10 protein-coding genes are annotated in these 12,566 nt (G+C 66.4%); 7 read left to right on the top strand and 3 right to left on the bottom strand.

The genetic code is table 11. The features are described from left to right. Positions 1–205: 205 nt before the first annotated feature. A complete protein-coding gene (mprF, locus tag BAC01S_RS12140) occupies positions 206–2,815 on the top strand; it encodes a bifunctional lysylphosphatidylglycerol flippase/synthetase MprF (protein ID WP_027795004.1) in 2,610 nt (869 codons plus the stop codon). Further along, complete coding sequence (locus tag BAC01S_RS12135) at positions 2,812–4,191, top strand: virulence factor family protein (RefSeq protein WP_027795003.1); 1,380 nt, start codon at positions 2,812–2,814, stop codon at positions 4,189–4,191. The genes mprF and BAC01S_RS12135 overlap by 4 nt, the downstream gene beginning before the upstream one ends. A gap of 120 nt (positions 4,192–4,311) precedes the next feature. Here BAC01S_RS12135 and ahpF read toward each other — a convergent pair whose 3' ends face one another. After that, a complete protein-coding gene (gene ahpF, locus BAC01S_RS12130; protein WP_027795002.1) occupies positions 4,312–5,913 on the bottom strand; it encodes an alkyl hydroperoxide reductase subunit F in 1,602 nt (533 codons plus the stop codon). On the opposite strand from ahpF, the gene BAC01S_RS35795 reads away from it, so the two are divergent. Next, positions 5,912–6,046 carry a hypothetical protein gene (locus BAC01S_RS35795; RefSeq protein ID WP_281175897.1) on the top strand — a complete coding sequence of 45 codons (135 nt, stop codon included), beginning with the start codon at positions 5,912–5,914 and terminating at the stop codon, positions 6,044–6,046. The two genes, ahpF and BAC01S_RS35795, sit on opposite strands and share 2 nt — an antisense overlap. A gap of 8 nt (positions 6,047–6,054) precedes the next feature. Here the strand turns inward: BAC01S_RS35795 and ahpC are convergent, their stop codons facing one another. Both ahpC and BAC01S_RS12120 read right to left on the bottom strand, forming a co-directional pair. Continuing rightward, positions 6,055–6,618, bottom strand: a complete 564-nt coding sequence (gene ahpC / locus BAC01S_RS12125) for an alkyl hydroperoxide reductase subunit C (RefSeq protein ID WP_027795001.1) — start codon at positions 6,616–6,618, stop codon at positions 6,055–6,057. A 318-nt stretch (positions 6,619–6,936) separates the two neighbouring features. Next, positions 6,937–7,845, bottom strand: coding sequence for a LysR family transcriptional regulator (locus tag BAC01S_RS12120; protein WP_027795000.1), 909 nt, complete (start codon positions 7,843–7,845; stop codon positions 6,937–6,939). Between the two features lie 111 nt (positions 7,846–7,956). On the opposite strand from BAC01S_RS12120, the gene BAC01S_RS12115 reads away from it, so the two are divergent. The 4 genes from BAC01S_RS12115 (at position 7,957) to BAC01S_RS12095 (ending at position 12,563) form a co-directional block, all read left to right on the top strand. Beyond that, positions 7,957–8,682, top strand: a complete 726-nt coding sequence (locus BAC01S_RS12115; RefSeq protein ID WP_027794999.1) for a pirin family protein — start codon at positions 7,957–7,959, stop codon at positions 8,680–8,682. Between the two features lie 118 nt (positions 8,683–8,800). Next, positions 8,801–9,214, top strand: coding sequence for a DoxX family protein (locus BAC01S_RS12110; RefSeq protein ID WP_027794998.1), 414 nt, complete (start codon positions 8,801–8,803; stop codon positions 9,212–9,214). 198 nt (positions 9,215–9,412) lie between these two features. After that, positions 9,413–11,074: a SulP family inorganic anion transporter gene (locus BAC01S_RS12100; protein WP_043202032.1), complete on the top strand. Its 1,662-nt coding sequence runs from the start codon at positions 9,413–9,415 to the stop codon at positions 11,072–11,074. A 130-nt stretch (positions 11,075–11,204) separates the two neighbouring features. Beyond that, positions 11,205–12,563 carry an aspartate aminotransferase family protein gene (locus BAC01S_RS12095; RefSeq protein WP_027794996.1) on the top strand — a complete coding sequence of 453 codons (1,359 nt, stop codon included), beginning with the start codon at positions 11,205–11,207 and terminating at the stop codon, positions 12,561–12,563. Positions 12,564–12,566 lie beyond the last annotated feature (3 nt).

Raw genomic sequence — 12,566 nt, 5'->3', positions numbered from 1 at the left:
GAAGTAAAAAAATTAAAGGTGATGTCTCAAATTGTTAACAGCCGCCCGGCCGCTGCCTACCTGGGTCCGACCCCAACCTGCCCGATTTGACCCGACTCGGTCAACCGCATCGCGCTCTGAAGCGTTTGCTGATTTTTACCAGTCCATTACCAGACGTTTACGCAGATGTTTACGCGAATATTGACGTCCGGCGCCGGACCCAGCCATGCCTGAATCACAATCCTCGCGCGCGGCGCAGGCCATCGCCGCGTTGCGACGCCGCTTCGCCGCCTTGCAACCCCAGCGCTTTGTCGCGCCCATCCTCACGCTCGGCATCTGCGCGCTCCTGCTCGTGGTGTTCCAGCACCTCTCGCAGTCCGTCGACTACCGCTCGGTCGCGCATCAGCTCGAGCATCTGGCGCCGTCCGAATGGACCGGCGCGCTGGCGGCCACGGCCATCAGCTTCATCGCGCTCGTCGGGCGCGACGCCGTCGGGCTGCGCTATCTCGGCGCCACGGTTTCGCGCGGCGCGCTCTGGGTCGGTGCGATCGCCGGCTCGGCGCTCGGCAACGTCACCGGCTTCGGCGCGCTCACGGGCGGCGCCGTGCGCTGCCGCGTGTATGGCGGCGCGGGCGTCACCGCCGCCCAGATCGGCCGCATGACCGTGTTCACGAGCGTCACGCTCGCGCTCGCCCTCGCGCTGATGACGGCGCTCGGCATGGTGGGCGCCGCCGGCACGCTCGCCGGCATGCTGCATCTCGCGCCTCACACGCTGCGTTGGATCGGCGGCGCGCTGCTCGCGCTCGGCGCGGCGCTCGGCGCCGCCTGCCCGGCGCAAGCGCGCGAAATCGAGCCGTTCGGCCGCGCCGCACTGCGCTTTTCCGTTCCCGCGCGGGGCGACCTCGTCGCCCAGCTGCTGCTCGCCGCGCTCGACGTGGCGGGCGCCGGGCTCGCGCTCTGGTCGGTGATGCCGCACGCGCAGGTCGGCTTCGGCGGCTTCCTGACCGTCTATTGCGCGGCCATGCTGCTCGGGATGATCGGCCACACGCCGGGCGGCATCGGCGTATTCGAGGCCGCGATGGTCTACGCGCTCGGCCCGGACGTGTCCACCTCGCAGGTGCTCGCCGCCCTGCTCGCCTACCGCGCCATCTACTTCGGCGCGCCGCTCGCCGCTTCGGCCGCCCTGCTCGCGGCGTTCGAAGGCCGCGCGCTCGCAAAGCCGCTCGGCACGACGCTCGCGCGCCGCGGCGCCGACGGCGTCTCGCAGCTCGCGCCGCTCTTTCTCGCGATCGTCACCTTCGTCACGGGCGGCATGCTCGTGATCTCGGGCGCAACGCCCGCCTTCGAGCACCGCATCGCCATGCTGCAGACCTTCCTGCCGCTCTGGGTACTCGAAAGTTCGCAACTGCTCAGCAGCCTGTTCGGCGTGCTCCTGCTGTTCGTGGCGCGCGGCCTGCTGCGCCGCCTCGACGCCGCCTGGTGGCTCGCACTCCTGATTGCTTTCGCCAACCTCGCGCTTTCGCTGACCAAGGGCCTCGCGTTCGTCGAAGCCGGCGTGCTGGGCGTGCTCATCGTCCTGCTGCTCGCCACGCGCGGCCGCTTCAACCGTCATTCGTCGCTCTTCGCCGAGCGCTTCACGCCGGGCTGGCTCGCCTCGGTGGCCTGCGTGATCGCGCTCGCCGTCTGGGTGCTCTTGTTCGCGTTCCGCGACGTGCAGTACTCGCATCACTTGTGGTGGCAATTCGCCTTCGACGGACGCGCCCCGCGCGCGCTGCGCGCAACGCTCGGCGCAGTCGTGCTGGCGGCCACGCTCGCGTCGTGGCAATTGCTGCGGCCGGCGGCGGGCCGCTTCGTGAGGCCCGCGAGCGAGGATCTCGAGAAGGCCGCGCGCATCGTGCGCGCCCAGGAGCGCAGCGATGCGGGTCTCGCGCTGATGGGCGACAAGAGCTTCCTGTTCTCGGATTCGCGCAACGCCTTCCTCATGTACGCGAAGCATGGCCGCACGTGGGCCGCACTGCACGACCCGGTGGGCCCGCGCGAAGAATGGCCCGCGCTGATCCGCACGTTCGTCTCGCTCGCGCACGCTCACGGCGGGCGCGCCGCGTTCTACCAGGTGCGCGCCGAGGCGCTGCCGCTCTATCTCGACGCGGGCCTCACGCTGATGAAGCTCGGCGAGGAAGCGCGCGTGATGCTGCAGGCGTTCGACCTCAAGGGCGCGCAGCGCGCGCATTTGCGCTATGCGCTCAAGCGCGGCGAGCGTGACGGCTTCTCGGTCGAGCAGATTGGCCGGGCGCAAATGGCGGCGCATCTCCCGACGCTGCGCGCCATCTCCGACGCCTGGCTCGACAGCCGCGACGCGCGCGAGAAGAGCTTCTCGGTCGCCGCGTTCGACGACGACTATCTGGCCGCGCAATCGGTGCTGCTGGTGCGCCAGCACGGCCAGCCCGTGGCGTTCGTCACGTTCATGACCACCGACCTCGCCACCGAAGCGACGGTGGGCGTGATGCGCCACCTGCCGGGCGCATCGCCGTATGCGATGGAGTATCTGTTCACGCAGCTCGCGCTGCAGTTGAAGGCCGCCGGCTATCACGCCCTCTCGCTCGGCATGGCGCCGCTTGCGGGCATGGGGCCAACGCCGCTCGCCTCGCCATGGCACCGCCTCGCCGGGCTGATCTGGCGTTTCGGCGGCAAGTTCTACAACTTCCGGGGGCTGCGCGGCTTCAAGAACAAATTCGCGCCGCACTGGGAACCGCGCTATCTGGCCGCTTCGGGCTCGATCAGCGTGTTCATCACCCTCGCCGATCTTTCCCTGCTGGCTGGAGGCTGGCGCTCATGACGAAACGCTTATTCGAACTGCCGCGCCTTGCCGCGGCGGCCACGGCTTTGTGCGCGACGCTCGCGTGCGGCGCAGCGCATGCCACGCTCAATGCGGCTCCCGCGGCCGTGACCCACGTGCAGGGCGGCCGCTACGGCGAAGTCGCGGTGACACGGCCTGTCGGTCCCATGCGCGGCTTCGCCGTGCTGTTTTCGGCGGGCGATCACTGGACCTCGAGCGACCAGACGCGCGCCGACGCGCTCGCGCAGCACGGCGCAATGGTGGTCGGCGTGGACACGGCGCACTACGCGCAGAATCTCGCGGCCATCAAGACAGAAATCTGCCACAAGCTCTACAGCGACGCGGAAGTGCTGAGTCACCAGCTCGAACGCCAGCAGGCGTCGGCCCAATTTTTTGCGCCCATCGCCATCGGCAGCGGCGAAGGCGCGCTGGTTGCGCAACGCATGCTCTCGCAGGCGCCGGCCAATACGATGGCGGGCGCCGTCTCGCTCGATCCCGCCGCGCAGCTCGACGCGCGCTTCGCCCCCTGCCCGGCCGATCCGACGCTTTCGCGCGGCAAGGGCTTGCCCGGCTTCTTCGAGCAAGGCGTGACGTCGGCGGCTGCGCGCACGATTCAGGTTGCGCACGCAACGAACGATGCGACAGCGCCGCGCACGTTCGCCGCGAATCTTCCCGACGCGGACAAGCTCGTCGCACTCGCCGCGCCGCATCTGCGCGTACAGGCCGAAAACGAAGAAGACGTCTCCGACCTGCCGCTCGTGGAACTGCCTGCCGCCCATACGACCGACATGCTCGCTATCGTGATCTCCGGCGACGGCGGCTGGCGCGATCTCGACAAGACGATCGCCGAAACGCTGCAGAAGGACGGCATCGACGTGATCGGCTGGGACGCGCTGCGCTATTTCTGGAGCGAGAAGTCGCCCGAGGAGACGAGCCACGACCTGGCGCGCGTGATCCGGACATACGAGGCGCGCTGGCATGCGAAGCATGTTGCGCTCGTGGGCTACTCGTTCGGCGCCGACGTCATGCCGTTCGCGTATAACCGGCTGCCCGACGCGCTGCGCGCGAAGGTTTCGTATATGTCGCTGCTCGGCTTCGCGCCGGACGCCGACTTCCAGATTCGCGTGACGGGCTGGCTCGGCATGCCCGCCAGCGACAAGGCGCTCGCCGTGCGGCCGGAACTCGCGAAGGTGCCGCCGGCCATCGTGCAGTGCGTCTACGGCGCCGACGAAAAAGACACGCTATGCCCGGCGCTCGCGAATACCGGCATCGACCTCGTGAAGACGGACGGCAGCCACCACTTCGACGGCAACTACGGCGCGCTCGCCGCGAAGATTATTGAAGGGTGGGAGAAGGAGATTGCTGCGCGGGGGTGAGGGGATGGCTGGATACCGCCCGCCCCGCGACCCGCCAACGATCCATCCACCAAGTCCAGACCAAAAAAAAGACGCCGGCAAAGCCGGCGCGTCAAAGAGAGACTATTTTCCCGCCGAGGCTCAAGCCTCCACGGCTGCAACCTTCGCATCCTCTTCCTGGTCCGCCGACGAGCGGATCAGGTATTCGAACGCACCGAGCGAAGCCTTCGCGCCTTCGCCCACGGCGATCACGATCTGCTTGAACGGCACCGTGGTCACGTCGCCGGCGGCGAACACACCCGGCACCGACGTCTGACCCTTCGCGTCCACTTCGATCTCGCCGTGCTTCGAGAGCGCCACCGTGCCCTTGAGGAATTCGGTGTTCGGCACGAGGCCGATCTGCACGAACACGCCTTCGAGTTCGAGATGACGCTTCTCGCCGCTCGTGCGTTCGAGATACGCAAGGCCCGTGACCTTCTGGCCGTCGCCCGAAATTTCCGTGGTCTGCGCGTTCACGTGCACCGCGACGTTCGGCAGGCTGCGCAGCTTGCGCTGCAGGACTTCGTCCGCACGCAGTTGCGCGCCGAATTCGAGCAGCGTCACATGGCTCACGATACCCGCGAGATCGATGGCCGCTTCCACACCCGAGTTGCCGCCGCCGATCACCGCCACGCGCTTGCCCTTGAAGAGCGGGCCGTCGCAGTGCGGGCAGTACGCCACGCCCCTGTTGCGGTATTCCTGCTCGCCCGGCACGTCCACGTTGCGCCAGCGCGCGCCCGTGGCAAGCACCACGCTCTTCGCGCGCAGCGTCGCGCCGCTCGCGGTGCGGATCTCGATCGACTTGTCGCCCGGCACGAGCGCTTCGGCGCGCTGCAGGTTCATGATGTCGACGTCGTAGGCGCGCACGTGCTGCTCCAGCGCCGCCGCGAACTTCGGCCCTTCCGTTTCCTTCACCGAAACGAAGTTCTCGATCGCCATCGTGTCGAGCACCTGGCCGCCGAAGCGTTCGGCGAGCACGCCGGTGCGAATGCCCTTGCGCGCCGCATAGATCGCAGCCGCCGCGCCGGCGGGGCCGCCGCCGACGATAAGCATGTCGAACATATCCTTCTGGCTCAGCTTTTCGGCGGCACGCGCCGAAGCGCCGGTGTCGAGCTTCGCGAGAATCTCCTCGACGCCCATGCGGCCCTGGCCGAACACTTCGCCGTTCAGGTAGATCGTCGGCACGGCCATGATCTGGCGTTTCTCGACTTCGTCCTGGAACAGCGCGCCGTCGATCGTGACGATCTTCACGTTCGGGTTCAGCGCGGCCATCGCGTTGATCGACTGCACGACTTCCGGGCAGTTCTGGCACGTGAGCGACATATAGACTTCGAACGAGAACACGCCGTCGAGCGCCTTCACCTGTTCGATCGTTTCGTTTTCGAGCTTGACCGGGTGGCCGCCCACCTGCAGCAGCGCGAGAACGAGCGACGTGAATTCGTGGCCCATCGGAATGCCCGCGAACGTGACCTTGATGTCCGAGTTCGCGCGCTTCAGTTCGAACGAAGGGGTACGCGCGTCGCCAATTGCGGCGCCACGGCGTTCTTCGTAGCGGATGCGATCCGAGAGCGAGGCGATGTCCTGCAGCAGTTGCTGCAGTTCCTGCGACTTTTCGCCGTCGTCCAGGTACGCAACGATCTCGATCGACTGCGTGACTTTTTCCAGGTAGCTTTTCAGTTGGGTCTTGAGATTGGCGTCGAGCATGGCGTGGTTTCCGGCTAAAAAAGAAGCGGAGCAAGGCGTGACTATCCATCCGGGCCGCCGCCGCAAGGGCGCGGCCCGGAATGACAGCCTTGATTTTTATGGCTGCGTCATGCGGCCTGACGGCCGCATTTGAAACGACGCTTAGATCTTGCCGACGAGGTCGAGCGACGGCTTCAGCGTTTCAGCGCCCGGCGTCCACTTGGCGGGGCAAACTTCGCCCGGGTGAGCAGCAACGTACTGAGCGGCTTGCACCTTGCGCAGCAGTTCCTTCGCGTCGCGGCCGATGCCGTTGTCGTGGATTTCGCACAGCTTGATTTCGCCTTGCGGGTTGATCACGAACGTGCCGCGCAGCGCGAGGCCTTCTTCTTCGATCATCACATCGAAGTTGCGCGTGATTGCGCCGGTCGGGTCGCCGACGAGCGGGTACTGGATCTTGGCGATCGTTTCCGACGTGTCGTGCCAGGCCTTGTGCGTGAAGTGCGTGTCGGTCGAGACGCCGTAGACTTCGACGCCGAGCTTCTGGAATTCTGCGTACTGGTCAGCCAGGTCGCCCAGCTCCGTCGGGCACACGAACGTGAAGTCAGCCGGGTAGAACACGACAACCGACCACTTGCCGAGGAAGTTCTCTTCCGAAACCGGAACGAACTTGCCGTTGTGGTAAGCGGTGGCCTTGAACGGCTTGACTTGCGTGTTGATGAGAGACATGCGTTGTTTCCTCGCTGGGTTGGAAAAGGTATGGACGAAATTTACGGGAATCGCGTCCGTTTGAAAAATTGGTTGCTTTGATCGCGGGTATTGTCTGTTCCTATCGGCCTCCATCGAGACCGCCCAAGGCCCTTCCCGCGCCGCTTTCACCCGATCGAGCGGATCCGGCGCAACCACCGGGGGCGTCGAGCATACAACGAAACTGCGACATTGCGCCTCAGCCCCACGCCGCATTGCGGTCGTCACGCATTGCGGGTCAATTAAACAGATGCGGACGCAACGGCCATTTGGCAAGCGTTGACGCACCCGGACGCCACCTCAAAGTGCTCCGCCGCGCGCGGTTGCCGCGCGGGCCGCCAGCCGCGTTCGCAGAAATTGCGTAAAAGCCCGGATCGTCACAGAACTTTCGCGATGTTGTGGATAAACCGCATGCAGCGCGCCCGGCGGCGGCATGAACGGCGCGAGCACTTCGACCAGAAGCCCCGCATCCACCGATCCCGCCACGATGAAATCGGGCAGATAAGCGATGCCGAGCCCTGCGATGGCCGCATCGCGGATCACCTCGCCGTTGTTCGCCCGCAGCGGGCCATGCACTTCGAACGGTGCGCGCGCGCCGTCCACGATGAAGCTCCACGCCGCCCGGCCTTCCTGCCCGTAGGGCAGGCATGCGTGGTGCGCGAGGTCGGCCGGCGTGGCCGGCTCGCGATGACGCCGCCGGTAGCCGGGGCTGCAGCACGCGATCATGCGCACGTCGATGAGCTTTTGCGCAACGAGCGTCGAGTCCTGCAACTGCCCGATGCGCAAGGCCATGTCGAAGCCCTCGCCCACCACGTCCACGGTGCGGTCGCTCAGGTCCATGTCGAAGCGCACGTCCGGATGCTCGCGCAGAAACTCGGCAACGAGCGGCGAAAGGTGCGCCATGCCGAACGACATCGGCGCGCTCACCCGCAACAGTCCGCGCGGCTCGGTGCGGCGCGCGGACATGGCCGTTTCCGCTTCGCCGACCTCCGCGAGAATGCGCTTCGCCCGCTCGTAGAAATCCTGCCCGAGATCCGTGACAGCCAGATTGCGCGTGTTGCGCACGAGAAGCCGCACGGAAAGGCTCGCCTCCAGCGCGGCCACGCGGCGGCTCACGAACTGCTTCGAAAGCCGCAGGCGGTTGGCCGCCGCCGTGAAATTGCCCGCCTCCACGGTTGCCACGAAGATCCGCATGTCGTCGAGTTGCATTGCTATTGTCCACTTAAAAGTGACAGTCATTCCATTTTTCAGGTGATTATAATCAAACGGATTGACCTAAACTGACGTTCATCCAATCGGACAACATCAATGGAGGTCGAAATGATTGAACTGCGCAATGCCGACCAACGCGGCCGCGGCGAACATGGTTGGCTCAGCTCGCGCCATACGTTTTCGTTTGCGAATTACTACGATCCGCAGCAGATCGGCTTCTCCGACCTGCTCGTGATCAACGACGACCGCGTTGCCCCGGCGCGCGGCTTCGGCAAGCACCCGCATCGCGACATGGAAATCTTCTCGTACGTGCTGGAAGGCGCTCTCGAGCACAAGGACTCGATGGGCACGGGCTCGGTAATCGTTCCCGGCGACGTGCAGTTGATGAGCGCCGGCACGGGCGTCGCGCACAGCGAGTTCAACCACTCGGCCAGCGACCCGGTGCACTTCCTGCAGATCTGGATTGCGCCGAACGTGAAGGGCGCACAGCCGCGTTATCAGCAGAAGAACATCGTCGATACGGAAAAGCGCGGCAAGCTGCGCCTCATCCTCTCGCCGGACGGCGCCGACGACTCGCTGCTGCTGCGCCAGGACGCCCGCGTCTACGCCGGCCGCTTCAACGGCGCGGAAACGGCGAAGCTCGAACTCGACGCCGACCGCTACGCCTATGTGCATGTCGCGCGCGGCGGCGTGAGCGTGAACGGCGTGGCGCTGGGCGAAGGCGACGGCGCGCGCATCCGCAACGAACGCGAGCTGACGTTCGGCGATGGGCAGGATGCCGAAGTGCTGGTCTTCGACCTGCGCAACAATGAAGTCTCCGAACTCTGGTCCTGATGTTGATCGTCACACACCAGATCGCGTAGGCTTGGAGGGGGCCCGGCGGGCCCCTCTCCCGGCAGACGCTGCAACCCACAGAAACGATTCGAACTGCAACCTACTTCGGAGATTCAACATGCGATACAACCTGTTCGGCCAGAGCAACGACCTCGTCCTGCTCGTCTCGCGCCTCTTCCTCGCCACGCTGTTCGTGCTGTTCGGCTGGGCCAAGATCACGGGCTTTTCGGGCACCGTCGGCTATATGGAGCACGTGGGCGCGCCCGCGCCAATGCTCTCGGCGATCATCGCCGTCGTCATGGAGCTGGTCGTAGGTGTCCTGATCTTTGTCGGCTTCTATACGCGTCCCCTCGCGGTGCTGCTCGCGATCTACACCATTGCCGCCGGGTTCGTCGGCCATCACTTCTGGACCGAGACCGGCATGGAGCAGATGGAGAACATGATCAACTTCTACAAGAACGTCAGCATTGCGGGCGGCCTGCTGGCGCTCGCCGTGACCGGCCCGGGACGGTTCTCGATCGACAGGAAGTAAGCGCCGCGCGAGCCATACGGCTCGCAGTGCGCGAAGGCGCGATGCCGTTCGTCCGGCATCGCGCCTTCTTTTTTACGTTGCGCCGCATCATGCGGCCGGCCGCTGCCGCATAGCGTCTTCCGGCATCTGCGCTACCATCCTGGACACCCTCGTCGACACCCTCGGGCACACGACCAACAACAAGGATGAGAGGCAGACATGTCCACCACCCCACAGGGCGCCATGCCCTTCCTGCAGCGCTATCTCAAGGATCTCCTCGCCGGCTGCGCCATCGCCGGGCTGCTGCTGCCGGAGGCCGTCGCCTACGCGAACATCGGCAACGTGCCGGCGCAGGCGGGGATCGTCGCGCTGCTCGCGGGGCTCGTCATCTACGGCCTGATCGGCAATAGCCGCTTTGCCGTGGTTTCGTCCACGTCTTCATCGGCCGCCGTGCTCGCCGCCGTCACGCTCGCCGAGTCCGGCGGCGACGCCGCCTCGCGGCTCCTGATCGGGGCAGGCATCGTCATTCTGACCGGCGCGTTCTTTCTCGCCGCCAGCCTCGCACGGCTCGGCAACATGTCCGACTTCATCGCTAAGTCGGTGCTGCGCGGCTTCACGTTCGGCCTCGCCATCACCATCGTCCTCAAGCAAGTCGGTCTCGCGCTGCATGTGAGCCCCGCGCACTCCGACGCGCCGCGCTATTTCCTGGGTTTCCTGAAGGCATCGCCGCAATGGAATCTCTACGGCGGCGCGCTTGCCCTCGTCGCGCTCGCCATCCTCTATGCGCTGCGCCGCTGGCCTCGCGTGCCCGCCACGCTCGTCGTCATCGTGCTCGCGGTCGCGCTGGGCTATGCCGTCGATCTGCCGCACTACGGCATCGCGCAGGTGGGCCGCATCGACTTCGACCGCATCGGCTTCGGCTTGCCCGATCTCGTGCGCAACCAATGGCTGCGCTCCGGCGAACTGGCCGTCGCCATGATGCTGATCGTCTATGCCGAATCATATGGCTCGATTCGCGGCTTCGCGCTCCAGCACGACGACCCGTTCGTGCCCAATCGCGACCTCGCCGCGCTCGGCGCGAGCAATCTCGTCTCCGGCCTGTTCGGCGGCATGCCGGTGGGAGCGGGCTACTCGGCCACCTCGGCCAACGAGGCAGCCGGCGCACAGACGCGCGTGGCCGCGTGGTGCGCCGCTGCCGTCATCGCGTTGATGGTCGCGCTGCTGCTGCCGCAGATCGCGCTCATTCCCGAACCCGTGCTCGCGGCCATCGTGATCCATGCAGTGAGCCACACCATCGACCCGCGCGTGTTCGTGCCGTATGTCAAATGGCGCCGCGACATCTATCTCGCGTTCGGCGCGTGCCTCGCGGTGCTCATTCTCGGCGTGCTGGACGGGCTGCTGCTTTCCATCGTCGTGAGCCTGCTCTGGACCCTGCGCAACTTCTCGGAGCCCAAGGTCAGCGTACTCGGGCGCCTGGGCGACACGCACGACTTCGTCGACACGAGCATCCACCGCGACGCGCAGCCGGTGCCCGGCATCCTGATCGTGCGCCCCGAAGCGCCGCTCTTCTTCGCCAACGTGGAGCGCGTGCTGACCAGCCTGCGCATGCTGGGCGCGGCGGGAGGCGGGGAACTGCGCACCACGATCATGAGCCTCGAGGAATCCGCCGATATCGACGGCTCGACGATCGAAGGCCTGCATACCTACGCCGCCGAACTCGCGCGCGACGGCCGCCGGCTGGTGCTCGCGCGCCTCAAGCCGAAGGTGTTGCGCGTGCTGACGCGCGCGGCGGACGAAACGTTGCCGCTCGAAGCCCTGAACGAACTGAGCGTGGACGTTTGCGTGCGCTCGCTGCAAGAAACAAGGGCAACGGGAAGCTGATCCACCATCTCGCGCCCCGTTTTCCTGAAATTTGATCAAATTTATATCTTCGTGTCTCCCGTGCGATGATTTGATCAAATCTCGCGGTTCGCCTCCAGGAAGGCGAACCGCTACATACAGGAGACGCTCCATGCCCGACCGTCAAGGCGTGAACTGGGACCGCGCGCAGCGCGTCCTCGCACGCGAACGCGAAACGTTCATCGCCGCCCGTCCGAAGTCGCAAGCGCTTTCCGCACGCGCCGCGCAGCACCTGCTGTTCGGCGTGCCGCTGCACTGGATGAACGACTGGTCCACGCCCTTCTCGCTCTACGTCGAAGCCGCGCGCGGCGCCACCTTTACCGACGCGGACGACCACCGTTACGCCGACTTCTGCCTCGGCGACACGGGCGCGATGTTCGGCCATGCGCCCGAAGCCGTCTCCCGCGCGCTTGCCGGGCAGGCGCAGCGCGGCTTCACGACGATGCTGCCGGGCGAGGACGCCGTCGTGGTAGCCGAGGCGCTGGCCGAGCGTTTCGGCCTGCCGTACTGGCAGTTCGCGATGACCGCCAGCGACGCGAACCGCTTCGCGCTGCGCTGGGCGCGCGCCGCCACGGGCCGCAAGCAGATCGTGGTGTTCAACGGCTGCTATCACGGCACGGTGGACGACGTGTTCGTCGATCTCGTCGACGGCGTGCCGACGCAGCGCGCGAGCCTGCTCGGCCAGGTGCACGATCTGCTGCCTTATACGCGCGTGGTGGAGTTCAACGACCTCGTTGCGTTAGCGCATGCGCTGGCCGACGGCGAGGTCGCCTGCGTGCTGGCCGAGCCCGCGATGACGAATGTCGGCATGGTGCTGCCCGAGCCCGGCTTCTGGCGCGAAGCCCAGGCGCTGATGCGCCGCCACGGCACGCTGCTCGCCATCGACGAGACGCATACGATCTCCAGCGGCCCGCGCGGCTACGCGCGCGAGCACGGCATCGAGCCCGATCTCTTCGTGCTCGGCAAGCCCGTGGGCGGCGGCGTGCCGTGCGCCGTGTACGGCTTTTCCGCTGAGTTCGCGGCGCGCGCGCAGCAGGCGAAGTTCGATGCCCCGCCGGGCCATTCCGGCATCGGCACGACGCTCACGGCAAACATGCTTTCGATGAGCGCCATGCGCGCAACGCTCATGGAAGTGATGACGGACGTCGCCTACGAACACATGTTCGCCCTCGCGCAGCGGCTTGCGGACGGCCTGAACGATACGATCGCGCGCCACGGGCTGCCGTGGTGCGTGACGCGCGTGGGCGCGCGCACCGAGTTCCAGTTCTGCAAGACGCCGCCGCGCAACGGCACCGGGGCGCGCGCCGCGATGGACGACGAACTCGAGCACATCGTGCATCTGTACCTGCTGAACCGCGGCGTGCTGATCACGCCGTTCCACAACATGATGCTCGTGTGCCCCGACACGACGGCAGCCGACGTCGACCGGCTGCTCGAAGCGTTCGATGCGTGTTTAGCAGAGCTGACGTAGGCG

This window comes from Paraburkholderia acidipaludis NBRC 101816 (genome assembly GCF_000684975.1).
GTDB lineage: Bacteria > Pseudomonadota > Gammaproteobacteria > Burkholderiales > Burkholderiaceae > Paraburkholderia > Paraburkholderia acidipaludis.
This window is presented reverse-complemented; position numbering and strand designations above follow the sequence as displayed.